The organism is Limimaricola sp., assembly GCF_016125575.1.
Classification (GTDB): domain Bacteria; phylum Pseudomonadota; class Alphaproteobacteria; order Rhodobacterales; family Rhodobacteraceae; genus WGLM01.
In genome coordinates this window covers 894532-919139 of record NZ_WGLM01000002.1, presented here as the reverse complement: position 1 = coordinate 919139, position 24608 = coordinate 894532, and the positions used below count along the sequence as shown (strand labels likewise).

The window sequence follows — 24608 nt, the reverse complement described above, 5'->3', positions numbered from 1 at the left end:
GCAAGATCGGGGTAAAAGTGTGGGTTACCGGTTGTGTCGGTATACATGTACGCCCAGGACAGCTTGAAAATGTTGTCGAGGTTCGCGTTTGCCTTGTCGGCCACGGCCGCAACATAGCTCTGCTGACTGATGGTGTTGCCCTGCGCATCGACATAGAACGTTTGCGTGCCGACAGTACCGATATTCTCCGCGATGTTGGCGAACGTGCCGGTGACCGGGACGAGGCTTGCCGTGTTGTCGATCTGGCTAAGCACCCGCTCAAGCACCGACTGGGCGGATGCAGCAGAGGAAAGACCTGCGAGCGCAAAGGCCGCAGCAGAGAGATTTCTTTTCAATGACTTAACCTCTGGCGCGCGGTCATGCGTTCTGCATGACCTACATGGCGTGTCTTTTCCTGGCAGACCGCTCCGATCCGACAAGCCTGTCACAGCAACCTTCATAAAACCGGCGGCAGGGACCCTGAATCAGCCGCCGCCCAATAATTGACGCCTGAACAGCGAAGGGTGGCGGCGATCTGACCGCCGCCACCCATTTTATGAGCCCAAGGACTTACTGGCCCGAAACGCTCTGGCCCGAAGTGCCGACGATGCCCTGAACGGCCGCGTTCACGCCCGACGTGATGGTGCCGGTGTTGACCGCGCCCAGAGCGGTGGTCGCAGCGGCGCCGATGTTGCCGTTGACGGCCGACATGGTGTTGTTGATCGAGCCGTTCACACCGGTCATGTTCGACGCGATGTTCAGGACCAGCGCCGAGGTATCGGCCGAGCCACCGATCTGGGCCATCGTGGTCGAGATCGCTTCGGTGGTCGAGGTCTTGGCATCATCAACCGTGCCGTTCACACCCAGCGTGATATCGCCGGTGTTGACCGCACCGAGCGCCGTGGTGCTGAGATCACCGATGGTGATCGTCGGGGTGCCCCATTCGGTCGCCGTGGTCGAGTTCGCGATCGCCTGCTGCGTCGACGCGTTCAAGCCGGTCATCAGGTTGTTGATCGAGCCGTTCACGCCATCAGCGATACCAACCTGCAGAGGGTTGTAGATGGTGGCATAGTGCCCTTTCACGTCGTTTTGCGCAAAGGCCGCAGCGTCGGCAAAGCTGGTGAACGAGTGAAGCACCTCATTGTAGTCAACGTAGGTATAGGTGCCCGGATCCGGATTGCCGATCGAATTCAGCGCCGAGGTCGTGGTAGTGGCGATCTGCGCGTCATAGGTCGACTGGCTGAGCGTGTTGCCATTGCCATCGACATAAAGCGTCTGGGTCGCCACGGAACCGATGTTCTCGGCGATGTTGGCGAAGGTGCCGTTCAGGGTGTTCTGGTTCGTGGTGCCGTTGATTTGGCCCAGCACACGCTCGAGCACCGACTGCGCGGACGCAGCGGAGGCCATGCCGATAACGGCGATGGCGGTAGTTGCGAGAAGCTTTTTCATTTTAGTCCCTCAAGTATCTTGATGCTGGCCCCCGCGCCAACATCCGGATTTACGGGTATTCGGGGCCCGTAGCGACCGGCCGTCTCCAGTGGATCCGACCGACCATCCCTCTGTGCCGAAAGGCAAAAGATCAGTTTCCTGCGCCTCCCAGCCGTTTGTCCTGACCAGTTGCCAAGGGCGATGCATCTGTTGCCGGTGCAGCATCTGGTGCGGCTGCGCCGTCAGTTGTGGGCACGGCCGGCGGTGCGTCCGTCCGCGCCGACACCTTGGTTTGGGCCAGTTGCGAAGCCGCGATGGCCTGTTGCACAACCGTGGCCGCCGCATCCCCCTCGGGCCCGTTCAGCCCTGCCGCCGCGGCCTGCCGCAGGGCCTGCGCAGCCAGCTGCGTAAAGGCCATAGATTGGGCCGCTTTTTTGGATGCGTCCTCATAGGTCTGCGCCCGGATCGCGTCTTCAGACGTTGTGATTGCGCGCGCTGCAAAAGAGGTCGCCGATGCCGCGAGTTGCAGGGCTTCAGGCGAATTGGGCTTTGGCGTTGTGGCCGTGGTGACATTGGGCGCCGGCGGTGTTGCGGGCGGACCTTCGGTCATCGCGCCGGCAGCACTTGCCGCCAGGAGCTCGGCCAGGTTGACCCGATGGCGCCCCGCGACAGCGAGGTCATCCGCCGACACAACGGCAGTTCCCACGATCTTGCCCGCGCATTCCGTCGCGACCGGCGCGGGCGAGACCTGGGCGAGGAGTTCGAAGGTCGCAAGGCTCAGCATCTGGCGCAGGGCAAAATGCAGCGCCTCGCGCCGCATTCCCCCGGCATCGAGAGCAACAAGGGTGGTTCCGAAAAAGCGGTCGGTGCTGAACCCGGATTCGTCAGCGAAGATCTGCTTTTGCAGCGGAATATTGGCGATAACCTCGCCGTTGTAGGAATTGGTCAGCGCCAGATCGAGACCAATCAGAATCCGGGTCTGGCGATAGCGGGGCCCGACGCCGGCAACCTGAAGCTCGGCGCCGCCGCCGGGGATAAAATCGAGGCTGTCGATGCTGCCGGAAATGTAGAACGCAGCAGGCGTCTGCGTTTTCATCGTCCGGATACCCCAATTGTTCTCGACAATGGGAATGTTCGGATCGCGCCGGTTCACCACCCGGACGCCTGCCTTGAACAGCGCCGATTGAACGATGTCGCCAGCGCCTTGCGTCACCATCTTGCCGGTGCCGCTGTCGGCATAGCCCTCTTTGCCGGTGTTGTCGGCGACAGCGGCGACGGCAAATGTGGCCTCGGCGGGAAACTTGCCTGACAGGCAGGACAGCGCGTCGTCGAACGATGTAACGACGTCTTCGATCGGCGGCCCCGAAACCAATGCCGCATTCTCGGTGGCGGCCGGGATCTTGTCACAGGCCGAAACACCTATCATTGCGGTGATGGATGAGACCATACACACGGATCGAATTCTCTTAATTGCAGACATTTGACTGCGACCCGCTATTATCGAGTGCCGCAGGATAGCCGGATGACGTTGTGCCACCCGTCGCATTGGAGCTCGCCGTTGCAGTGCCGGCGCCAGCGGCCACCGTATCGGGATAAAATGCGGAAAGTGGCGCGCCCGAATTGCTTGCGACCGATCCGTTGGTGCAACCCGTTGAATCGGACGAATTGGTTGCGGTAACCGTATTGTCGCCATTTCCCGAGATGGAGATATTGGTCGTCCCGGTATTCATCGACCCGACCGCATTCGTATTGGTGCCGATCTGGTCATTGCCAATCGATGTCGCCGTCACCGTTCCGGTCGACGAGTTCGTCGTCTCGACGTAATTCGTCCGATTGTCGGTTGCGTAGGTCGTGTTGTAGATCGTCTGGCTGGTGACCTGCGGCCCCTGCTCTGCATTCTTGATGACCTGCGCCTGCTGCAAGGCAAGGCTGCTGTCACTGGCAGACCGAAAGCCCCAACCGGCCGACCAGTTGACACCGGCACTGGAGGTGCTTTGCGCCAGGACCATGCTTCCAGCCACAACTGAAATGCACAGCCCCAGGACGCCGGCGTTAACGATTCGAGACACGATAAGATGCTCCTGTCAGAGGCCGTCGATCACTGGGATGCAGAGGCGCTTCCAGCGACCACGGTCGAAGTGGCATTGGGGGCTGAGGCCGATGCGCTGCCGCGGGTGACGGACACGGATGTCGTCGGGCTGGCGGCCGATGCGCTGCCCTGCACCGCGGTTGATGTTGTCCCGTCGCTGGCCGCCGCGGCCGCACCTGTGGTGACCGCCACGGCAGAGCCACCGCTGCCCGCCGAGGCCGACCCCGTAACCGCCGAAGACGTAGCACTGCCGCTTGCTCCGGATGCACTGCCCGGGCTGGTCTGCGCGGTTGAACTCACAGGAGCAGTGCTGCCACTCGTGATGCTGCCGGTCGTACCGCCGGATTTGCCCGCCGTTCCGGAACTCGTCGGCGCGGTGGCGCCCGACGCGGCGATCGCTTCGCAGGAGAAGTTGTAGATCGTCCAGCGCGAGCCGTTCCAGACATACCCTTGCACATGGCCCTGCGGCGCGGCGGCACATTGCGGAACTTTTTCGCCGCCGTAATAGGCCGCCTGATCATACGGGACACAGCCAGTCACCGAGGCCGTTGCCAGCAACAGGAAAATTGTATGTTTTAGCATGATCTTGCGGGCCCCTCTTAATTCCGAGACTCCATTTGGCGATAAATGGTCCGCAAGTCGACTTATCCTTCGAATACCCCTGATGCTGGATTGCGATATACTTTAGGACATTCGGAATACCTGTTGGGTATTCCGGTGCTGATACGGGCTATCCATGGGTAATTCATTGGACATTTCGGTGTCGTTCGATCAACGAAATTGATCGAGTTTTTTGTGCGGAATTAATTCCTGCAGCGAAAAGGCGGCCTCGACTGGATCACCCAATTCGGAGTGAGGCCGGATAAGGTGAGTGGTGGCACAAGTGTTGGCGAGCGTTGAAACGCTCTGTCCTGGTGACCGGTTTGACGCTGTCACCATATCCGGGCGGACGACGGCACCGCTCGAACCATCTGGGCACGACGGGAAGATCAAGCGACGTGTAAGGGGCCAGACATGAAGGGAGACGACGGCGCTTAACGGCGCTAGCGTCGCGTCCTGCCCTCGGCTAGGAGGTCTGGGAAACCGGCAGACAAGGAGAATCCCATGCCAGACATCACCCGATACGAGACCGGCACCCGGATGAGCCAAGCGGTGGTGCATGGCGGCATCGTCTATCTGGCGGGTCAGGTTGGCACACCCAGCGCGCCGGTGGCCGAGCAGACCCGCGCCGTGCTGGCCGAGGTAGACCGTCTGTTGGCCCTCGCAGGCACCGACAAGACGCGGATGTTGACTGCGCAGATCTGGCTCGCCGACATGGCCGACTTCGGCGCGATGAATGCCGAATGGGACGCATGGGTGCCCCAGGGCCACTGCCCCGCGCGCTGGACGGGCGAGGCCAAGCTGGCCACGCCTGACTACAAGGTCGAGATCATCGTCACCGCGGCGGTCTGAGGCCGGTCCGACACGGCCATTTTGCCTGTCCGCAACCCGCTAGCTATTTTCTATTTTAAAATCAGAATGTTGCGCGCCGTCCCCGTGGGGACGGCCGCCGTCATCCCGCCAGTTGCACCAGCGCGTGGCGCTTCTTGCCCGCCGACAGCTTCACCGGGCTGGCCAGCGCCGCGGCATCCAGCATCAGCCCTGCATCGGTCAGCGGCGCGTCGTCCAGCCGCGCGCCGTTGTCGGCGATCAGCCGCTTGGCCTCCTTGCCGCTGGCCGCCAGCCCCGCCCGCACGATCAGCTGCACGACAGAGATGCCGCCCGCAACCTCGTCAGCGCTCAGCGTCAGGGTCGGCAGGTCGTCGCCCACCCCGCCCTTCTCGAACACCTCACGCGCGGTCGCCTCGGCCGCCGCTGCCGCCTCGGCCCCGTGCAGCATCGCAGTGACCTCGTTGGCGAGGATGATCTTCGCCGCGTTGATCTCCGAGCCTTCCAGCGCGCCCAGCCGGTCGCATTCGGCAACGGGCAGTTCGGTGTAAAGCTTCAGGAACCGCCCGGTATCGGCATCGGTGGTGTTGCGCCAGAACTGCCAGAACGCGTAGGGGCTCAGCAGGTCGGCATTCAGCCAGACCGCGCCGGCCGCGCTCTTGCCCATCTTGCGCCCGTCGCTGGTGGTCAAAAGCGGCGAGGTCAGGCCGTAGATTTCATGGTCCAGCACCCGGCGGGTCAGGTCGATGCCGTTGACGATATTGCCCCACTGGTCCGACCCGCCCATCTGCAACAGGCAGCCATAGCGGCGGTTCAACTCAAGGAAGTCGTAAGCCTGCAGGATCATGTAGTTGAATTCGAGGAACGACAGGCTTTGTTCCCGGTCGAGGCGGCTCTTGACGCTGTCGAAGGACAGCATCCGGTTGATGCTGAAATGCCGCCCGATGTCGCGCAGGAAATCGAGGTAGTTCAGGTCGTCCAGCCATTCGGCGTTGTTGAGCATCAGCGCCCCGTTGGGCGCGTCCGAATAGTCGATATAGGCGGCAAAAACCTTGCGGATGCCGGCGATGTTGGCGTCGATCTGTTCGGGGCTCAACAGCGGCCGTTCGTCGGCGCGGAACGACGGGTCGCCCACCTTCGTGGTGCCCCCGCCCATCAGCGTGATTGGCTTTCCGCCCGTCTTCTGCAGCCAGCGCAGCATCATGATCTGGATCAGGCTGCCCACGTGCAGCGACGACGCCGTGGCATCGAATCCGATATAGGCCGGCACCACGCCCTTGGACATCGCCTCGTCCAGCCCCTGGTAATCGGTGCAGTCGGCAAGGAACCCGCGCTCCATCATGACGGTCATGAATTCGGATTTGGGGTGGTAGGTCATCGGCTTGTCCTTGGGTTTGGCTGGGCGCAGTCTATAAGGGCCGTGCGAGCGCAGGGAAAGCGGATGTTGAACCCCAGATGAAGACGGACATGTTGACAGCGCTTGGCGCAATGTCGGGCACCTCGCTGGACGGGGTGGATGCGGCGGTACTGATCACGGATGGCGAGCGGATCGGCGGTTTCGGCCCCAGTGCCTATCGCCCCTATACAGCGTCCGAACGCACGACGTTGCGCGCGGCTTTGGGCAAATGGCCTGGCGCCGATCTGGCGCGCGCGGGTCGGGTCCTGATCCGCGCGCATGTCGCTGTCCTCTCGGGGTTCGATGGGATCGACCTTGTCGGCTTCCACGGCCAGACGCTTGCCCATGATCCGCACGGCCGCGGCACGCATCAACTGGGCGATGGTGCGGCGCTGGCGTCACGTCTGAACCTGCCTGTCGTGTGGGATTTTCGCAGTGCCGATGTCGCCTTGGGCGGCGAAGGCGCGCCGCTGGCACCGTTCTACCATTTCGCGTTGGCGCGCTGGCTGGGCGAGACGCGGCCGATCGCCTTTCTGAACCTCGGCGGCGTCGGCAACCTGACATGGATCGATCCGTCCCGCGCCCGGCCGCAGGACGAAGGCGCCCTGCTGGCCTTCGATACCGGCCCCGCCAACGCCCCAATCGACGACCTGATGCGCCGCCGCCGCAACCTGCCTTGTGACCGCAACGGCGCGCTGGCCGAGACCGGCCATGTTTCGGATGCAGTTCTGGAACGCTTTCTGGCCGGCCCGTATTTCCTGCGCATGCCGCCCAAATCGCTTGACCGCGATAGTTTTGCGGCTTTGCAGGATGACGTGGCCGCGCTGTCCGATGCCGATGCGGCGGCCACCCTGACAGCATGTGCGGCCATGGCGGTGGTGCGCGCGATGGAACATTGCCCTGCCCCGCCTGCACGCCTGCTGGTCACCGGCGGCGGGAGGCACAACGCCACGTTGATGGCGATGCTGGCCGCGGGCCTCGACTGTCCTGTCGCACCGGTCGAAGAGGCGGGCCTTGATGGCGATATGATCGAGGCACAGGCCTTCGCCTATCTCGCAGTGCGGGTCATGCGCGGCCTTCCCACCTCGTGCCGAGGGACCACGGGCGTTGCCGCAGCCGTCTCGGGCGGCACGATCAGCCGGCCTGACACCGCCTGATCTGTTCTTGGCCGCGGGATTTCAGCGCGGCAGGTGAATGCGGAACCGGGACCGGATTGCCGCATCCGTCACCGGGTCAAAGGCTGCGGCAGAGGGCTGCGCCAGGATCGCCTCTTTGCGAGCCGTTGCGTTGGTCACAAGATCGGGCTTGCCCTTTTCCACCCATTCCTTGGGCGAATAACGATCTGCCGTGCGCGGATAGACATGGTCGGACTGCATCCGGCTCAAGGTCTGGTCGGCACCCAGATAATGGTTCGGGCCACCAAGGCAGACCTGCCGCATGGTATCGAGCGCCAGCGTGTCGTCGTTAACCTCGATCCCCCGCACGCAGCGCATCGCCTGTCCCAGCAGATCGTCGCCGAGAATAAGCGATTCCAGGCAGAACCCCAGCAGAGACGCATGCATCCCTGCCGCCTCGTAAACCATGTTCAGCCCGGCCAGACCCGCCATCACGTTGGAGCACATCTGCTCCCACCCGGCCTGCATGTCGGGCAGTTTTGCATCCGCAATGCCCGCCGCCGCGCCACCCGGCAGGCCATAAAAGCGATGCATCTGCGCACAGCCCGCCGTCAGCAGCGCCTGCTCGCCCGACCCGCCGGTCATCGCGCCAGTCCGCAGATCTAGGCCGAAGGGCCAGGTGCCAAAGATCGCCGGATAGCCGGGAGAGATGGCGTTGACATAAACAACGCCGGCCAGACACTCGGCCACCGCCTGCACGATTGCGCCGGCAATCGTCGAGGGTGCAGTGGCCCCCGCCATGCCGGCCGACAGCAACAGCACCGGCATACCGCCTGCTATCACCTGTTCCATGACCCTGCAGGCATCGGTTGCAAATTTCATCGGCGGCACGACGAAACAGTTGGAATTGCTCACGAAGGGCCGCGCGCGCCATTGCGCCTCGCCGCCCGCGATCATGTGCAGCATCTCCATCGCGTCGGCCACGTAGGCAGGATCGGTGAAAGAGGTGCCGACATGCTTGGTCGTACCCGCACAACAGGCATAAACGGTGTTCAGGTCCATCTCCCGGTTATCGGCGATGTCGCGGCAGACCATCGGGCGCTGCAGGAAGTGGATGTTGTCCAGCCGGTCGACGATGCGGGCGGCGTCGAACACGTCCTGCACCGTGGATTCGCGATAGGTCCGCGCCTGCGGATCGACCAGATGCACGGCGGCGCCCGCGGTGCCATAATGGACCCGCGTGCCGCTCAGGTGCAGGTCATGCTGCGGATCGCGGGCGAAAAGCGTGATGTCGCGGGCGGCCTTGGCCAGCATGTCCTCGACAAGCGGGCGCGGAAAGCGGATCCGGCCGTCAGTGCCAAGGATCGCACCTGCGTTGGTCAGGATCTCGACCCCGCTCTCGGGGGCGTCGGCAAGGCCGATCTGCTCAAGCGCGGTCAACGCGGCCTCGTGAATGCGCAGAACGTCGGCTTCGGACATCGGGTTGTACGCCCCGCCCGAAAGGCCCGGACGTACCGGGCGCATCGCCTCTGTCAGTGGTGCCGCACGGGCGGCAGTGCGGGCCGCGCGGCCTCCGGCACGCGCGGGACGCACGGGGGCCTGCGGGGCGACGGGCGCAGCGGGATCAGGCAGGATGTCGGCGGCCGGAACGGCGGCCAGATCAGGTTCGCTCATGGATGCGCTTTCGGAAATATTGGGGATACGAGAACGGAAGGTCGCGCCGTCAGCTCTGCGGGCGTCCCCGGGCCGCAAGGCCACGCCGCGCCCCGGTGGTGCGCAAGACAATCACGACCTGCCAGTCTCCGCGCATCCGCCCGCCTCTCTCCCTGGCACCCACACAAGCAGGACTTCTGGCGACATTTCTTGCCGGTTTGCGACCTGTCGTCGTTTTCGGATCGGCCGGTTCACGCTCATTTCACGCACGCGAGCGTCAAGGCACGAGAGCGTGATTTGAACCTTTGAGGTGGCGGGCCCACCTACAGGATCGACGCGCAAGAAGGCGCGCGACAGAAACACATGAAGGAGTTTTTCATGATCAAGACCCGCATCATCCTCGCCGCCCTGCCGGCCCTGCTGGCGGCGCCCGCCGCGTTTGCCGGCGGCATGGCAGCGCCCGTGGTTACACCCGCACCGGTGGCCCCTGCCCCGGTCATGACACCGCCGCCCAGCGATTGGACCGGTTTCTACATTGGTGCCGATGTTGGCACCGGCACCGGCAAGTCGGCGTCGTTTCCCGACGTGACCGGCACGGTCTATGGCATCCACGCCGGTTATAACTACGACCTCGGCAACTTCGTGCTTGGCGCGGAAGGAAGCTATGCAAAGACCGACCTGTCCTATTCCGGCTACAAGCTCGATTCGATGAGCTTGCTGAAGGTCAAGGCCGGCTATGATCTGGGCCAGTTCATGCCCTACATCACTGCGGGCGTGGGCAACTACTCGACCACCGGTACGCTGGCCGCGACCGACAATGGCACCCTCTACGGTGTGGGCGCCGATATGCGGTTGACCAGCAACCTCTTTGCCAATGTCGAATACCTGCGCCACAAGTCGACCGATTTTGCCGGTACCGGCACCGACGTAACGCTCGACACGCTGACTGCGGGTGTTTCGTTCAAGTTCTGATCGTCGACCGATCCGGGCCGCACGCGGTCCTAACCAGCGGCGCCTTGGCTTATTGCCAAGGCGCCGCTGACAAAGCCGCCACCGCCAACACGATGGATGTGACATTCGCACAACAGACGGCGGCAACCGGCCGTTGGCAAAGTTGTATACCCAAACGTTAATGCTCACCTTAAAATGGACGCGCGAAAAGACGCGCCGGACAGACAAGGAGCTTAACATGGCCAAGACACGTTTTATTCTCGCAGCCGCCCTTCCGGCGCTGCTCGCCGCCCCTGCCGCTTTTGCCGGCGGCATGGCCCCCATCGTGGCGCCGCCCGCGCCAGTTGAGCCTGTGCCGGTCATGGCACCGCCCAGTGACTGGTCGGGGTTCTACATCGGTGCCGACGTCGGCACGGCGACCGCCAGCTCGGCCTTTTTCCCAGCCGACATCTCGGGCACTGTCTACGGTATCCATGCCGGGTACATGTACGACATGGGCTCGATCGTTCTGGCCGGTGAGGGCTTTTATGGCCAGACCCAGATTTCTGAATCGGGTATCAACGTGGACTCGGCCAGCATCCTCAAGCTGAAACTGGGCTATGATGCCGGCTCCGTGATGCCCTACGTCGTCGCAGGATACGGCAACTACACTGTCAGCGGCGGCTATGCGGCGACCGACAATGGTACCGTCTACGGTGCCGGCGCCAACATCCGCATCACCGACCGGATCTTTGCAAACGCCGAGTTCCTGCAGCACAAGATCACGAATTTCGACAGCACCGGCGTGGACGTTGACGCCACCTCGGTGTCGGCAGGTGTCTCGTTCAAGTTCTGATGAACGCCTGATCAAAAAGGCGCCTTCGCAGCGCCTGACGGCGCCCCGGCCAAAACCGGGGCGCCGTTTGCGTTTCCGGCCCTCTGTGACGGGGCCGCTGCGCCAACACGGCAACACGGAATGACAACCGACCACCGATCGCTCACGGATGCTTGCGCCAAGACGCGAAAGGGTTCAGAGCGGGTAACAGAATCGTTAACACTTAAAAGCGATCGCCAAAATTGGAGTTTATCATGGCAAAGTCTCGTTTCATTCTCGCCTCTGCCCTTGCGGCCGTCATGGTCGCCCCTGCTGCCTTTGCAGGCGGTATGGCGCCCATCGTGGCCCCTGAACCTGTTGCGGTGCCCGTCATGGCCCCGCCGAGCGATTGGTCGGGCTTTTATGTCGGTGCAGATGTCGGCACGATCAGCGCCAGCCTCGCCGGCGTCGCCCAGCGCTACCAGATCCCCGATATCAGCGGCACCCTCTACGGTGTGCATGCTGGCTACATGTACGACATGGGCTCGATTGTTGTGGGTGGCGAAGGCTTCTACGGCAAGACGACCGCGGAATACATGGGTTACAAGCTCGACTCCCTGACCCTGCTGAAGCTGAAGGTCGGTTACGACGCCGGGCAGATCATGCCCTACGCGGTCGCTGGCATGGGCAACTATTCCATCACCGGCCCGGGCTTTGACGCGACTGACAACGGCACCTTCTACGGGCTCGGAGCGAATTTCCGCATCTCCGATCGGCTGTTCGCCAATGCCGAGTTCCTGCAGCACAAGATCAGCGATTTCGACGGCACCGGCTATGATGCCGACCTGACCTCGGTGACCGCGGGCCTGTCGTTCAAGTTCTGATCCGCACGAAGGATCGACGCCAACCAACGGCGCCTCGGGGAGACCCGGGGCGCCGTTTTCGTTTCGGCAGCGCGCGAAAAGCGGTGGAATCGTACCGCCCGAAGGGCTAAACCGCTCCAACGTAAATTCGGGGACGCGGGACCCTGCCGATGACCGAAACCATCCTTTCACGCTGCGAGGCACGGGGCCTGCGAATGACCGATCAGCGACGGGTCATCGCCGGCGTGCTTGAGGCCGCGGCCGACCATCCCGATGTCGAAGAGCTGTATAACCGCGCCGTCGGCGTCGACCCTCGGATTTCGCTCGCGACCGTTTATCGTACCGTCAAGCTCTTCGAAGAAGCCGGCATCCTTGAAAAACACGAATTCGGCGACGGCCGCGCCCGCTACGAGACGGCCGACCGCGACCATCACGACCACCTGATCGACATGCATTCGGGCGAAGTGGTGGAATTCGTCGATGCCGAGATCGAAGAATTGCAGAACCGTATCGCTAAGCGGCTAGGCTACCGGCTGATGGGACACCGGCTGGAACTTTACGGCGTCCCGCTCAAGCCCTCCGAAGACGACTGAGGCAAGCGTTGTCCCGCCATGCGAGAGATCGCATCGGCCAGCAGCAATGCCACTATCACCAGCGCCGCCGGAACCCCGTCGCCCCCGCGCACCGGTCCGGCGAAAACGGTGACTGGCGCATTTCGTGGCGGTCGGTATAGGGGTTCGCAAACCCGCCCCAATCGAAAGTCCACAGATGGAAAACATACGCGGCGCCATCCTGATGGTCCTGGCCATGTTGGGCTTTGCCATTGAGGACATGTTCATCAAGCAGATGTCAGGCGGTGTGCCACTGGGCCAGATCCTGATGTCATTGGGCGGCGGCGGCGCGCTGGTCTTCGGGATATGGGCGCACTTGCGTGGCGCGCGGGTGCTGGGCCCGGACCTCTGGCACCCGGCCATCCTTGTCCGCAACGGCTGCGAGGCGGTCGGCACCATCGGCTATACCAGCGCGATCTTCTTCTCGCCACTCTCGACGGCCACAGCCATTGCGCAGGCCATTCCGCTGCTGGTCACGATGGGCGCGGCGCTGTTTTTCGCCGAGCCTGTCGGCTGGCGGCGTTGGTCGGCCATCCTGGCGGGATTCGCCGGCGTGATGCTGGTGGTCCAGCCCGGCGGCGAGGGCTTCGTGCCAGCGTCATTGTTCGCGGTGATGGGCGCGGTGGGGCTGGCCGGACGCGATCTTGCCTCGCGCCGGGTACCTGCACGGGTGATCTCGGTCCAACTGGCCTGTTACGGCTTTCTCACGCTGGTGCCGACGGGGCTGTTCCTGCTGGCCGTGACCGGCGACCGCGCCGTCATTCCCGACGGGACGGATGGCGCGCGCCTGCTGGCGGCTTTGGGCATCGGCATCTTCGCCTATTACGCGATCACTGCGGCCTCGCGCCTTGGCGATGTCTCGGTCATTGCTCCTTATCGCTACGCAAGGTTGATTTTCGGCATCACCATCGGGATGATCGCCTTCGGCGAACGGCCCGATACGCTGGCACTTGCAGGTTCGGCGGTGATCGTCGCCTCGGGCCTTTACACCTTCCTGCGCGAGGCGCGGCTGCGGCGCGCTTCCCAAACCAGAGCCGCGGCGGTATAGAGGCCGCGTTAACGCTAACATCCCACCCAGGAGCGTCCCATGAGCACCATCATCGACATTCACGCCCGCGAAATCCTCGACAGCCGCGGCAACCCGACCGTGGAGGTCGATGTCGTGCTGGAAGACGGCACGATGGGCCGCGCCGCCGTGCCCTCGGGCGCCTCGACCGGCACCCGCGAGGCGGTGGAAAAGCGCGACGGCGACAAGAAACGCTACATGGGCAAGGGCGTGCTGCAGGCCGTCGCTGCCGTGAACGGCGAGATCGCCGAGGCGATCGTCGGCTATGACGCGACCGAGCAGGTCGATATCGACATGTCGATGATCGAACTGGATGGCACCCCGAACAAGGGCCGGCTGGGCGCCAATGCGATCCTTGGCGTCTCGCTGGCGGTGGCCAAGGCCGCGGCCGATTTCACCACCCAGCCGCTTTATCGCTATGTCGGCGGCACCTCGGCGCGGATGCTGCCCACCCCGATGATGAACATCATCAACGGCGGCGAACATGCCGACAACCCGATCGACATCCAGGAATTTATGATCATGCCCGTGGCCGCCGCGAACATCCGCGAGGCGGTGCGCATGGGCTCGGAAGTGTTTCACACGCTGAAGAAAGAACTTTCGGCGGCGGGCCTCGCCACCGCCGTGGGCGACGAGGGCGGGTTCGCGCCGAACCTCTCCTCCACCCGCGCCGCGCTGGACTTCATTCTCAAGGCGATCGAGAAAGCCGGCTACCGCCCGGGCGAGGACATCGCGCTGGCGGTCGATTGCGCGGCCTCGGAATATTACAAGGACGGCAAGTACGAGATGACCGGCGAAGGCCTGTCGCTGACCTCGGCCGAGAACGTGGCTTACCTTGCCGCGCTCGTGAACGACTATCCCATCGTCTCGATCGAGGATGGCTGCGGCGAGCTGGACACCGAGGGCTGGGCGCTGCTGACGCGTGAACTGGGCAGCAAGGTGCAACTGGTGGGCGACGACAACTTCGTCACCAACCCTGCCCTCTTGGCCGAAGGCATCAAGCGTGGCATCGCCAACAGCCTGCTGGTGAAAGTCAACCAGATCGGCACGCTGACCGAAACGCTGGCCGCGGTCGAGATGGCGCACCGTGCAGGCTATACCTGCGTGATGTCGCACCGCTCGGGCGAAACCGAGGATGCCACCATCGCCGACCTCGCCGTCGCCACCAACTGCGGCCAGATCAAGACCGGCTCGCTGTCGCGCTCGGACCGGCTCGCCAAGTACAACCAGCTGATCCGTATTGAGGAAATGCTGGGCGAATCGGCCCTCTTCAAGGGCCGCGACTTTCTGCGCGCCTAAGCGAACCGCGCGGGCCTGTAGGGCGCCAGCAGCGCCGCATCGGGCCCGCCCATCACCTCGGCCGCGCCCAGTTGCCCGATGACAGGGGCCAGCGTGATGCCGCTATGCATCGTGGCCAGGTAAAGGCCGTCGATCCCGGGCACCGGCCCCACCGCCGGAAAGCCGTCGCCCGGCACCGGCCGCGTGCCCAGCATCACCCGCTCCAGCGCAAGGCCCCGCGTCGCGGGCAAAAGCGCGGCAAGACGCGCCATGACCTCGGCGGCAAGCCCCGCGGGATCGGTGGCCAGCCGCGCAGCACCCGGCCCGTCGCCGCTGAAGATCTCGCCCACCACCAGATGCCCGTCGGTGGCCTGCCGCACATGCACCCCCGGCGCCAGCACGATCGGTTCCAGCAGCGGCGCGGTGGGCGCCGTGTGCAGGATCATCCCGCGCTTGTTGTCCATCGGCAGGCCAAAATCCAACGCGGCCAACACCGCACCGCTGGCCGCCCCTGTAGCCAACACGACGGCATCAGCCTCGATCCGGCCATGGCTCGTCAGGGCCGCGCGCGCCCGCCCGCCCGGCGCCTCGACCCCCTGCAATGCCACCCCGACAAGAACCTTGGCGCCCATACCCACGGCGCCATCCAGCATCCGCCGCGTGGCCGCAGCCATGTCCACGGCGCCTTCGCATCGCACATGGATTGCTGCATCCGGGGCCTGCGCCAGCCCCGGCACCATTGCCATGACCCTATTCTTTCCAACGACTTCCATGTCGTAGTTCAGGTCACGCAACGCGGCAGCCTGGGTTTCCAGCGCGTCACCGGCCTCCTCCCACCAAAGTGAGCCGCCCCAGCGCAGTCCGGCCTCTGGCCCCAGCGCGTCACCCATCTCGCGCCATGCCTCGATCCCGGCCATCCGCAGCGCGAAATAGGCTGGCGTCTCGGAAAAACTGGCGTTGATCCAGCCGAACGACTTCTCGGTCGCCGCCGAGGCTATGCCTGCCGCCTCGATCACTGTCACCGCCGCGCCCGCTTGCGCAAGGTGCCACGCAAAAGACGCCCCGACGATGCCTGCGCCAACCACAACGACCTTCTGCGCCATGCCGCTCCTCCCCGCTGCCTTGACCGTCAGACTAGGCCGGCCCCGCGCCGCCGCCAATGGCCTTGACCGCGCGGAAACGCTGCGCGCCTATGGGCGTGTTGCCATGCCGGAGACCACCATGACCGCCGACCAGATCATCGCCGCCCTTGCCCTTGCCCCGCATCCCGAGGGCGGCTGGTATCGGCAGACCTGGGCCGCCGAGGGGCCGGGCCGGCCGTCGGCCACCTGCATCCATTTCCTGCTCAAGGAAGGCGAGCGCAGCCATTGGCACAAGGTGGATGCCACCGAAATCTGGCTCTACCACGCCGGGGCGCCGCTGATCCTGTCCACCGCCGCGACCGAGGCCGGCCCCGTCGAAGACCACCGCCTTGCCCCCGAGGTTGGTACCAAGAGCGGCCCGCAAGCCATTGTTCCTGAAAGCCATTGGCAGGCGGCGCGCAGCACCGGCGAATACACGCTGGTCAGCTGCGTGGTCAGCCCCGGCTTTCGCTTCGAGGGTTTCACGCTGGCGCCGCCCGGTTTCGACATCCCGCGTTAGGGCTGCCTTTGCCTTTTCAATTATCCCGGGGTGAATTGGCCCGGGCACCGGGCCAAGAGGGGCAGCGCCCCTGCGCCCGAAAAAAGGGCCCCCGCAGGGGCCCTTGAAGTTTCGCCGTCCAGGCTCGTTCTTCGACCGCCCGGTTTCTGCCTGCGGCCTGAACGTCGTCAAGGGCGAGCGCACCCGCCCCGGAACTTGTCAGCTACACCCGGATGTGCCGCCGCAGGTGTTGCACTTCATGCAGGTGCCGTTGCGCACCAGCGTGTAATTGCCGCATTCACCGCAGGGGTCGCCTTCGTAGCCCTGCATCTTGGCCTTGTCCCGTGCGCTCAGCGCACCCGAGACCACCATCGTGCCGGTCGACAGAGATGTTTCGCGGACAGTGCTGGGCACCAGCGTCTGCAACGCTTCGACCGGATCGGTCGCACCGCCACCGAACATCGACAGGTCCATCGGCAGGCGCTTGCGCAGGTAGCCGGCCGAACTGATCTGCTTCAGAACTTCCAGCGATTTCGACGCGGCCGATTCGGACGGTGCCCGCAGGTTCGACACGCCCTCTTCCTCGCCCCGGCCCAGATCGTCAAACGACGTGCCCTCGGGCTTGATATGGGCCAGATCCGTCCGGTCGAGGTAGCTGACCGCGAGTTCCCGGAAGATGTAGTCGAGGATCGAGGTCGCCTGCTTGATGCTGTCATTGCCTTGCACCATGCCGGCCGGTTCGAACTTGGTGAAGGTGAAGGCGTCGACGAATTCCTCCAGCGGCACGCCGTATTGCAGGCCGACCGACACCGCGATGGCGAAGTTGTTCATCATCGCCCGGAAACCGGCCCCTTCCTTGTGCATGTCGATGAAGATTTCGCCAAGGCTGCCATCGGCATATTCGCCGGTGCGCAGGTACACCTTGTGGCCGCCAACCACGGCCTTCTGGGTATAGCCCTTGCGCCGCTGCGGCATCTTCTGACGCTCGCGGTTGCGCACCTCCTGGATGATGATCTTCTCGACGATCTTTTCGGCCAGTACGGTGGCCTTCTGGTGGGGCGTCCCGCTTTCCAGCACCTCTGCCGCCTCTTCGTCATCCTCGATCAAGGCCGAGGCCAGAGGCTGGCTGAGCTTGGAGCCATCGCGATACAGCGCGTTGGCCTTCACCCCCAGCGACCAGCTGAGTTCGTAGGCCTTCTGGCAATCCTCGATTGAGGCATCGTTCGGCATGTTGATGGTTTTCGAGATCGCGCCCGAGATGAAGGATTGCGCCGCCGCCATCATGTGGATGTGGCTGTCGACCGACAGGTAACGCTTGCCGGTCTTGCCGCAGGGGTTGGCGCAGTCGAACACGCTGTAATGTTCGGGTTTCAGATGCGGCGCACCTTCCAGCGTCATCGTCCCGCAGACATGGTCATTGGCGGCATCAATCTCGCGCCGCGAAAAACCAAGGTGCTGCAACAGGTTGAAGGTGGGATCGTTCAGCTTTTCGGCCGGGATGCCCAGCGTACCGGTGCAGAAATCCTCGCCCAGCGTCCATTGGTTGAAGACGAACTTGATGTCGAAGGCCGATTTCAGCGCGCCCTCGATCTTGTCCAGCTCGGCCTTGCCGAAGCCGTGGCCGATCAGCGACGTATGATTGATCGCCGGGGCCTGGCCCAGGCTGCCATGGCCCACCGCGTAGGCGATGATCTCTTCGATCTGGGCCGAGCCATAGCCCAGCTTTTCCAGCGCCGCCGGCACCGACTGGTTGATGATCTTGAAATAGCCGCCGCCGGCCAGCTTCTTGAACTTGACCAGTGCGAAATCGGGCTCGATGCCGGTCGTGTCGCAATCCATCACCAGCCCGATCGTACCGGTGGGGGCGATCACGCTGACCTGCGCGTTGCGGTAGCCGTGCTTTTCGCCAAGCGCCAACGCCTCGTCCCACGATTGCATCGCCATGTCGACGAGGCGTGCATCGGGGCAATGCGCGTGGTCAAGCGGCACCGGTTTGATCGCCAGCGCCTCGTAACCGTCGGAATTGCCGTAGGCGGCATTGCGGTGGTTGCGGATCACGCGCAGCATATGCGCCTTGTTCCGCGCAAAGCCCGAGAAGGCCCCCAACTCGCCCGCGATCTCGGCCGATGTGGCATAGGCCACACCGCTGAGAATGGCCGTCAGCGCCGCGCCCATGCTGCGTCCCTCGGCGCTGTCATAGCCCAGCCCCATGTTCATCAGCAGGCCGCCGATATTGGCATAGCCAAGGCCCAGCGTGCGGAAGTCGTAGGACAGCTGCGCGATTTCCTTCGAGGGGAACTGCGCCATCATCACGCTGATTTCCAGCGTCAGCGTCCACAGCCGGGTCGCGTGGATGTAATCCTCGACCTGGAAAACCCCGTCCTTGTAGAAGGTCAGCAGGTTCATCGAGGCCAGGTTGCAGGCCGTGTCATCGAGGAACATGTATTCCGAGCAGGGGTTCGAGCCACGGATCGCGCCATCCTCGGGGCAGGTATGCCACGCGTTGACGGTGTCGTGGAACTGGATGCCCGGATCGGCACAGGCCCATGCTGCATGGCCCACCTTTTCCCACAGGTCGCGGGCCTTGACCGTCTTGGCCACGCTGCCGTCCTTGCGGTTGATCAGGTCCCAGTCGCCGTCGGCCTCGACGGCCTTGAGGAAGGCATCGGTGACGCGGATCGAGTTGTTGGAGTTCTGACCCGAGACACTGCTATAGGCTTCGCTGTCCCAATCGGTGTCGTAGGTCGGAAACTCGATGCTGGTATGGCCCTGCCGTGCGTAGTCGAGCACGCGCTTTACGTAAGTCTCGGGGATCGCCACCTTTTTCGCGTCGCGGATCGCGGCCTTCAGGCCGGTGTTCACCTTGGGGTCATAGGCATCCTCGGCGCGGCCATCCCATGCCTTGATCGCTGCGAAGATGCCGTTGAGCTTCTGCTCGTGCATCTTCGAGCCTGCGACGATGCTGGCGACCTTCTGCTCTTCCAGCACCTTCCAGTTGATGAATTCCTCGATATCGGGGTGGTCGGCGTCGACGATCACCATCTTGGCCGCGCGCCGCGTGGTGCCGCCCGACTTGATTGCGCCCGCCGCGCGATCGCCGATCTTGAGGAACCCCATCAGGCCCGACGACTTGCCCCCGCCCGACAGCTTTTCGCCTTCGGCCCGCAGGCTAGAAAAGTTGGTACCGGTGCCCGAGCCATACTTGAACAGCCGCGCCTCACGCACCCACAGGTCCATGATGCCACCGTCGTTCACAAGATCATCCTTGACCGACTGGATGAAGCAGGCATGCGGCTGGGGATGTTCATAGCTGCTGGCCGAGGCGGTCAGCTTGCCGGTCTTGTAGTCGACGTAGAAATGCCCCTGCGCAGGGCCGTCGATGCCATAGGCCCAGTGCAGGCCGGTGTTGAACCATTGCGGGCTATTGGGCGCGGCGCGCTGGGTGGCCAGCATATAACGCATCTCGTCGAAATAGGCGCGGGCATCGGCCTCGGTGGTGAAGTAGCCGCCCTTCCAGCCCCAGTAGGTCCAGGCGCCCGCCAGCCGGTCGAAGACCTGCTTGGCGCTGGTCTCGCCGCCCATCGTGGCGCCCTCGGCGGGCTTGCCACGCCACAGGAACTCGGGCACCCCTTTTTCCTTCACGCGCGTCACCTTGTCGGGAACGCCGGCCTTGCGGAAGTATTTCTGCGCGATCACGTCGCTTGCGACCTGGCTCCATTCGGCCGGGATCTCGCAGTTTTCCAGCTTGAAGACGACCTTGCCATCCGGGTTGCGGATTTCCGAGGTCACCTGCCGAAAGGCAATGCCTTCATAGGCGTCATGCCCGGCGGCGGTGAAATTACGCTCGATCTTCATCTGTCCTTGCCCCTTAACTCGCACCGTTTGACGCGGTGACGTGGTTCCATCCGTCGCAGCGGCCCCAAGTGGCGGGACGCGGTTCCGTTCCTCCCCCAAGGAACGACACCGGACAGTTCCCGCCCGGCGACGGTACACGTCGCCGGTGACCGGCATGCAGCTGGCTGGTCTTTGTTGGTTCTGTCTCTGTCCCGCCGCCAACCCACTATATGTGGTGTTCTTGGTCGCGGCTCACACAAACTGACGTATGAGCGCAGGGGTGGTCAACGGCATTTTTTGGTTTTGGAAAGGATTTTCCGGTTGACGTTCCGGCTGGTCACGCACCGGTGATTCCTCCACTGGCTTGTCCCCAGAAACGTCCCACTATCCCGGCCCGCAAATCCAGAAATCGGGAAACCTTCCCCCTGACAGCAGTTTAGCGGGGCGGGTTCAGACGGCACCTGAATTGTGAAGGCGCGCGATCGGCCCGGGGACCCCCGAAAAACGCGACTCAGCTCTGCCACAGAGCCGGCCAACAAGGGTGACATGAATGCCACGGCGCAACTTCATTGCGCCGTTCGGGTCATGCAGGATCGTTTGGATTTGGTCGGGGCGAGAGGATTCGAACCTCCGGCCCTCTGCTCCCAAAGCAGATGCGCTACCAGGCTGCGCTACGCCCCGACACGGGGCCAGTCTTTATTGGCTAAAGGCGGCCTTGAAAAGGCTTATCCGTCGCAGGGCAACGCGGCGTCCGCGCCAAAGGCCGGATGCTGAACGAGATCTCCCGGCGCGATGCCCAACCGTGCCGACATGCCACCGTTGATCTCGACAACCGCGCGAACGCCTTCGCCGCCGTCGATGGGCGTGTCGTCCATCGGGCGGGCGTTGGCGGCTATGCGCAGAATGCGCCCGGTCGAATCGATGAACAACATGTCGAGCGGGATCAGCGTGTCATGCATCCAGAAGACGGCATGGGTCGGTGGATCGAAAAGAAAGATCATCCCCGACATGGTGGGCATCTGCGATACGTTCATCAGGCCCTGTCGCCGCAGCGCCGGCGTGTCGGCCACGGACACGTGAAACGCGGCGCGTCCGAAGGCGCCCTGAACCGTCGCCCTGTCGGGCGAACAGGTGTCCGCACGGACCGCGCCGCCGCAGAAAAAAAGGACAGCGGCCAATGCCGCCGCAAGATGCCGGGTCACGCGCTTTCGTCCGCCCTGCGGTTTCCGCGCAACCCTGCTTCCCATGCCAACACCTCCGTCGCCATCTTGCCGCGACGCCCGTCGATGACGCGCAGTGTCACCGCCTCGCCGGGCAGCAGATCGGCCAGACCTGACCGGCGCAGCACCTCGGCATGGACGAAGACATCGGCATCGTCTCCGAAGACGTTGGCAAAACCAAACCCTTTTGCCCGATCGAACCATTTCACCCGCGACGGCACAAGTGGGGCCGCGGCCAGAATGTCGGGATCAATCTCGGCAAGGTCGGCCAGTGCAGGGCCGGTGGCAATTTCGGGCGGACGGATATCGCGGACCTCGACAGCCTGCCGGCCGCGTTCCGTCTGTTGCACGGCCAAATCGATCGGGGCGCCTTCGGCCACCGAGTTCTGACCGAAATGCCGCAGAACATTGGCGTGAAGCAGGATGTCCGCGCCCCCATCCTCGGCCACGACAAAACCATAGCCTTTCACCGGATCGAACCACTTGACGATCCCGCGCACGATATCTCGACTTTCGACCAAGGTTCGTAACTCCCCAGTTTTCCCCCGCGGCGTCTTCGCTGCGCCGCCTTCACCCTCCAATGACCTTGTGTCGGCCCCGAAACAAGCGGTTTTTGGCCTTCGTCGTCCACGAAGCGTGAAATTCAGGGGCTCAGACGGGTTATTTTCCAGTCGTCGGACAAGCTTTGGCGCGACCAGCGGAACCGGTCATGCAACCGGAAGGCACCGTCGGCCCAGAACTCGACCTCCAGCGGACGGATGCGGAATCCGCCCCAGAAGGGCGGGCGCGCCGGATTGAGGCCGTGTGAAGCACTGACGCGCGCCACGTCGGCCAGAAGCGCCGCGCGCGAGGCGAGCGGGCGCGACTGCTGCGAGGCCCAGGCCCCCAGCCGGCTTTGCAGCGCGCGCGAGCGGTAATAGGCATCCGCCTGCGGCCCCTCCTCGCGGCTGACAATCCCGCGCACCCGGACTTGTCGGCGCAGCGATTTCCAGTGCAGCACGAAAGCCGCCTTGCCGGTGGCGGCAATCTCTTGGCCCTTGGCGCTGTCGAAATTGGTATAAAAGACGAAGGCACCGCCCCCCTCGCCCGAAGTTTCGATCTCTTTCAACAGCACCATGCGCACGTTGGGCAGCCCATCGGCGTCCACCGTGGCCAGCGCGATGGCGTTAGGATCGTTGATTTCTGCCTTCTCGGCCTCGGCCAACCAGTCGCGTGCCAGCCGATAGGGGTCGTCACCGGCGAAGATGCCGCTGCGGTCGCTCATGCCATCCTCCATGAATGCGCGCATCCGCGCAGGCTTGATGCCCTTGGGGCAATCGCCTACACGGGACAGGAAATCAGCCTCGAGGGCAAGGGGGATAGACATGCCATCGGACCTTATGAAGGGGAAGCGCGGCCTCATCATGGGGCTGGCCAATGACAAGTCGATCGCCTGGGGCATTGCCCAGTCCCTTGCCGATGCCGGGGCCGAGCTGGCCTTTTCCTACCAAGGCGAGGCGCTGAAGAAACGGGTTGACCCTCTGGCGGCGCAAGTGGGCTCGGATATCGTCCTGCCCTGCGATGTCAGCGATATGGCCTCGGTGGATGCGCTGTTCGCCGCGCTGGCAGAACGCTGGGGCAAGCTGGATTTCATCGTCCACGCCATCGGCTTTTCCGACAAGAACGAGTTGCGCGGCCGCTACGTGGACACCAGCCGCGAAAACTTCCTGATGTCGATGGACATCTCGGTCTATTCCTTTACCGCCGTGGTCAAGCGCGCGGCGGGGTTGATGACGGATGGTGGGTCTTGCCTGACGCTGACCTATTACGGCGCGGAACGGGTGATGCCGCATTACAACGTCATGGGCGTGGCCAAGGCCGCGCTGGAGGCTTCCGTGCGCTACATGGCCGAGGACCTTGGCAAGGACGGTGTCCGCGTGAACGCCATTTCGGCCGGTCCGATCAAGACGCTGGCCGCCAGCGGCATCGGCGATTTCCGCTACATCCTGAAATGGAACGAGTTGAACAGCCCGCTGCGGCGCAACGTCTCGATCGAGGATGTGGGTAAATCTGCGCTTTACCTGCTGTCCGACCTCGGTTCGGGCACGACAGGCGAGGTGCTGCATGTCGATGCAGGCTATCACGTCGTCGGCATGAAGGCGGTGGACGCACCCGATATTGACGTGGTGACCGGCCGCAAGGATTAAGGCGAATGGCCACCGGGGGATGACATCCTCGGCCCTGCTGCCTAATTGACAACTCGAACCGGGGACGCGCCATGACCGACCGCCTGCCACACGAAAAAGGGTTTCACGTCAGCTGGGACCAGATCCACCGCGACAGCCGCGCACTTGCCTGGCGGCTGGACGGCCACGGGCCCGGCGATGGCGGCTGGCGGGCCGTGGTGGCGATTACCCGCGGCGGCATGGCCCCCGCGATGATCGTCGCGCGCGAATTGGACATCCGCACCGTCGACACGATCAGCGTCAAGAGCTACGACCACCAGACGCAAGCCGAGGCCGTGGTTCTCAAGGCCCCAGATGCCGCGATGATGGGCGACGGCACCGGCATTCTGGTTGTCGATGATCTTGTCGACAGCGGCCGCACCCTGGAACTGGTGCGCGCGATGTATCCAAAAGCCCATTTCGCCACTGTCTATGCCAAGCCCAAGGGGCGCACGCAGGTCGATACCTTTATCACCGAGGTCAGCCAGGACACCTGGATTTTCTTTCCGTGGGACATGGCCCTGCAATATGTCGAACCCTATCGCGGGCGGGACTGATGCGGCACCGACTGCCGCAAGCCTCGCCACTGGTCGAATGGTCCTATCGTCTGGGCCTGACCTTCCAGACTTGTCTTGGCCTGACGCAGTTGAGCGCGGGGCTGCTCTTGTGGTTTTCGCCCGGCGACAGCGTGCACCGCTTTGTGACATGGCTGGTGAAGAACAAGTTGGCCCTCGATCAGGACGACGCGCTGCTACAACGCGCGTCCGACTGGGCCGTTCACATGACCCATGCCGAGCAGAATTTCTACGCGATCTACCTGCTGGGCCACGGCGCGCTGAACATCGTCGTTGCCATGGCGCTTTTGTTCCGGGTGCGCGGCAGCTACGTGATCTCGCTCAGCGTGCTGGTGGGGTTCGTGATCTACCAGACGCAGGAATTGCTTCGCACGCATGATCTGGTGCTGCTGGGGCTGACCGCGTTCGACTGCGTGGTGATCTGGCTGATCCTGCTGGAGCGCAAGCAGACCCGCGCCCGTGCGCGCGAAACCAAGCTTCAACAATATCCGGTAACGGACTGACA

At 63.7% G+C, this 24608-nt stretch carries 24 protein-coding genes and 1 tRNA gene; 13 read left to right on the top strand and 12 right to left on the bottom strand.

Annotated features, from left to right (window positions below):
* The 4 genes from GC146_RS05950 to GC146_RS05935 form a co-directional block, all read right to left on the bottom strand.
* Positions 1–335, bottom strand: a 335-nt coding sequence (locus GC146_RS05950; RefSeq protein ID WP_291835688.1) for a hypothetical protein, incomplete at its 3' end; no start/stop codon positions are given.
* Positions 336–549: 214 nt separating this feature from the next.
* Positions 550–1428, bottom strand: a complete 879-nt coding sequence (locus tag GC146_RS05945; RefSeq protein ID WP_291835685.1) for a hypothetical protein — start codon at positions 1426–1428, stop codon at positions 550–552.
* A 130-nt stretch (positions 1429–1558) separates the two neighbouring features.
* Positions 1559–2953, bottom strand: coding sequence for a CsgG/HfaB family protein (locus tag GC146_RS05940; RefSeq protein ID WP_291835683.1), 1395 nt, complete (start codon positions 2951–2953; stop codon positions 1559–1561).
* Entirely contained in the window at positions 2874–3416 is a 543-nt protein-coding gene (locus GC146_RS05935) for a hypothetical protein (RefSeq protein ID WP_291835681.1), read from the bottom strand. The genes GC146_RS05940 and GC146_RS05935 overlap by 80 nt, the downstream gene beginning before the upstream one ends.
* A gap of 66 nt (positions 3417–3482) precedes the next feature.
* Here GC146_RS05935 and GC146_RS05930 point away from each other — a divergent pair, with 66 nt between their 5' ends.
* Positions 3483–3914, top strand: a complete 432-nt coding sequence (locus GC146_RS05930) for a hypothetical protein (RefSeq protein ID WP_291835678.1) — start codon at positions 3483–3485, stop codon at positions 3912–3914.
* 686 nt (positions 3915–4600) lie between these two features.
* Positions 4601–4948 (top strand): RidA family protein, encoded by a 348-nt coding sequence (locus GC146_RS05925; RefSeq protein WP_291835674.1) that lies wholly within the window; start codon positions 4601–4603, stop codon positions 4946–4948.
* Positions 4949–5048: 100 nt separating this feature from the next.
* Here the strand turns inward: GC146_RS05925 and tyrS are convergent, their stop codons facing one another.
* On the bottom strand, positions 5049–6302 hold the full coding sequence (tyrS, locus tag GC146_RS05920; protein WP_291835671.1) for a tyrosine--tRNA ligase: 1254 nt from the start codon (positions 6300–6302) through the stop codon (positions 5049–5051).
* Positions 6303–6391: 89 nt separating this feature from the next.
* Between tyrS and GC146_RS05915 the strand changes: the two genes are divergently transcribed.
* Positions 6392–7477: an anhydro-N-acetylmuramic acid kinase gene (locus GC146_RS05915; protein ID WP_291835668.1), complete on the top strand. Its 1086-nt coding sequence runs from the start codon at positions 6392–6394 to the stop codon at positions 7475–7477.
* A gap of 21 nt (positions 7478–7498) precedes the next feature.
* Here the strand turns inward: GC146_RS05915 and GC146_RS05910 are convergent, their stop codons facing one another.
* Positions 7499–9109: a trimethylamine methyltransferase family protein gene (locus GC146_RS05910; RefSeq protein WP_291835665.1), complete on the bottom strand. Its 1611-nt coding sequence runs from the start codon at positions 9107–9109 to the stop codon at positions 7499–7501.
* Positions 9110–9466: 357 nt separating this feature from the next.
* On the opposite strand from GC146_RS05910, the gene GC146_RS05905 reads away from it, so the two are divergent.
* The 6 genes from GC146_RS05905 (at position 9467) to eno (ending at position 14671) form a co-directional block, all read left to right on the top strand.
* Positions 9467–10060: an outer membrane beta-barrel protein gene (locus tag GC146_RS05905; protein WP_291835663.1), complete on the top strand. Its 594-nt coding sequence runs from the start codon at positions 9467–9469 to the stop codon at positions 10058–10060.
* 217 nt (positions 10061–10277) lie between these two features.
* Positions 10278–10874 (top strand): porin family protein, encoded by a 597-nt coding sequence (locus GC146_RS05900; RefSeq protein ID WP_291835661.1) that lies wholly within the window; start codon positions 10278–10280, stop codon positions 10872–10874.
* A gap of 233 nt (positions 10875–11107) precedes the next feature.
* Positions 11108–11716, top strand: a complete 609-nt coding sequence (locus GC146_RS05895; RefSeq protein WP_291835658.1) for an outer membrane beta-barrel protein — start codon at positions 11108–11110, stop codon at positions 11714–11716.
* 149 nt (positions 11717–11865) lie between these two features.
* Positions 11866–12288: a Fur family transcriptional regulator gene (locus GC146_RS05890; protein ID WP_291835655.1), complete on the top strand. Its 423-nt coding sequence runs from the start codon at positions 11866–11868 to the stop codon at positions 12286–12288.
* A gap of 175 nt (positions 12289–12463) precedes the next feature.
* Positions 12464–13354: a DMT family transporter gene (locus tag GC146_RS05885; RefSeq protein ID WP_291835653.1), complete on the top strand. Its 891-nt coding sequence runs from the start codon at positions 12464–12466 to the stop codon at positions 13352–13354.
* A gap of 39 nt (positions 13355–13393) precedes the next feature.
* Positions 13394–14671, top strand: a complete 1278-nt coding sequence (gene eno, locus GC146_RS05880; RefSeq protein WP_291835650.1) for a phosphopyruvate hydratase — start codon at positions 13394–13396, stop codon at positions 14669–14671.
* Here the strand turns inward: eno and GC146_RS05875 are convergent.
* The gene (locus GC146_RS05875) at positions 14668–15753 is read right to left on the bottom strand and encodes an FAD-dependent oxidoreductase (protein ID WP_291835647.1); all 1086 of its coding nucleotides are present in this window, start codon (positions 15751–15753) and stop codon (positions 14668–14670) included. The genes eno and GC146_RS05875 overlap by 4 nt on opposite strands.
* 118 nt (positions 15754–15871) lie before the next feature.
* Between GC146_RS05875 and GC146_RS05870 the strand changes: the two genes are divergently transcribed.
* The gene (locus tag GC146_RS05870) at positions 15872–16291 is read left to right on the top strand and encodes a cupin domain-containing protein (RefSeq protein WP_291835785.1); all 420 of its coding nucleotides are present in this window, start codon (positions 15872–15874) and stop codon (positions 16289–16291) included.
* Between the two features lie 198 nt (positions 16292–16489).
* Here GC146_RS05870 and GC146_RS05865 read toward each other — a convergent pair whose 3' ends face one another.
* The 5 genes from GC146_RS05865 to pdxH all read right to left on the bottom strand — a co-directional run bounded on the left by GC146_RS05865 (position 16490) and on the right by pdxH (position 22588).
* Positions 16490–20125: a vitamin B12-dependent ribonucleotide reductase gene (locus tag GC146_RS05865; protein WP_291835645.1), complete on the bottom strand. Its 3636-nt coding sequence runs from the start codon at positions 20123–20125 to the stop codon at positions 16490–16492.
* Positions 20126–20708: 583 nt separating this feature from the next.
* Positions 20709–20785, bottom strand: a tRNA-Pro gene (locus GC146_RS05860).
* Positions 20786–20829: 44 nt separating this feature from the next.
* Entirely contained in the window at positions 20830–21306 is a 477-nt protein-coding gene (locus GC146_RS05855) for a DUF192 domain-containing protein (RefSeq protein ID WP_291835643.1), read from the bottom strand.
* Positions 21303–21845: a cold shock domain-containing protein gene (locus GC146_RS05850; protein WP_291835641.1), complete on the bottom strand. Its 543-nt coding sequence runs from the start codon at positions 21843–21845 to the stop codon at positions 21303–21305. Before GC146_RS05850 ends, GC146_RS05855 begins: the two co-directional genes overlap by 4 nt.
* A 122-nt stretch (positions 21846–21967) precedes the next feature.
* Entirely contained in the window at positions 21968–22588 is a 621-nt protein-coding gene (gene pdxH, locus GC146_RS05845; protein WP_291835783.1) for a pyridoxamine 5'-phosphate oxidase, read from the bottom strand.
* 100 nt (positions 22589–22688) lie between these two features.
* Between pdxH and fabI the strand changes: the two genes are divergently transcribed.
* From fabI to GC146_RS05830, 3 genes are all read left to right on the top strand, one after another.
* Entirely contained in the window at positions 22689–23510 is an 822-nt protein-coding gene (gene fabI / locus GC146_RS05840) for an enoyl-ACP reductase FabI (RefSeq protein WP_291835638.1), read from the top strand.
* A gap of 71 nt (positions 23511–23581) precedes the next feature.
* Positions 23582–24085, top strand: a complete 504-nt coding sequence (gene gpt / locus GC146_RS05835; RefSeq protein WP_291835635.1) for a xanthine phosphoribosyltransferase — start codon at positions 23582–23584, stop codon at positions 24083–24085.
* Positions 24085–24606, top strand: coding sequence for a DUF2127 domain-containing protein (locus tag GC146_RS05830; RefSeq protein WP_291835633.1), 522 nt, complete (start codon positions 24085–24087; stop codon positions 24604–24606). Before gpt ends, GC146_RS05830 begins: the two co-directional genes overlap by 1 nt.
* Positions 24607–24608 lie beyond the last annotated feature (2 nt).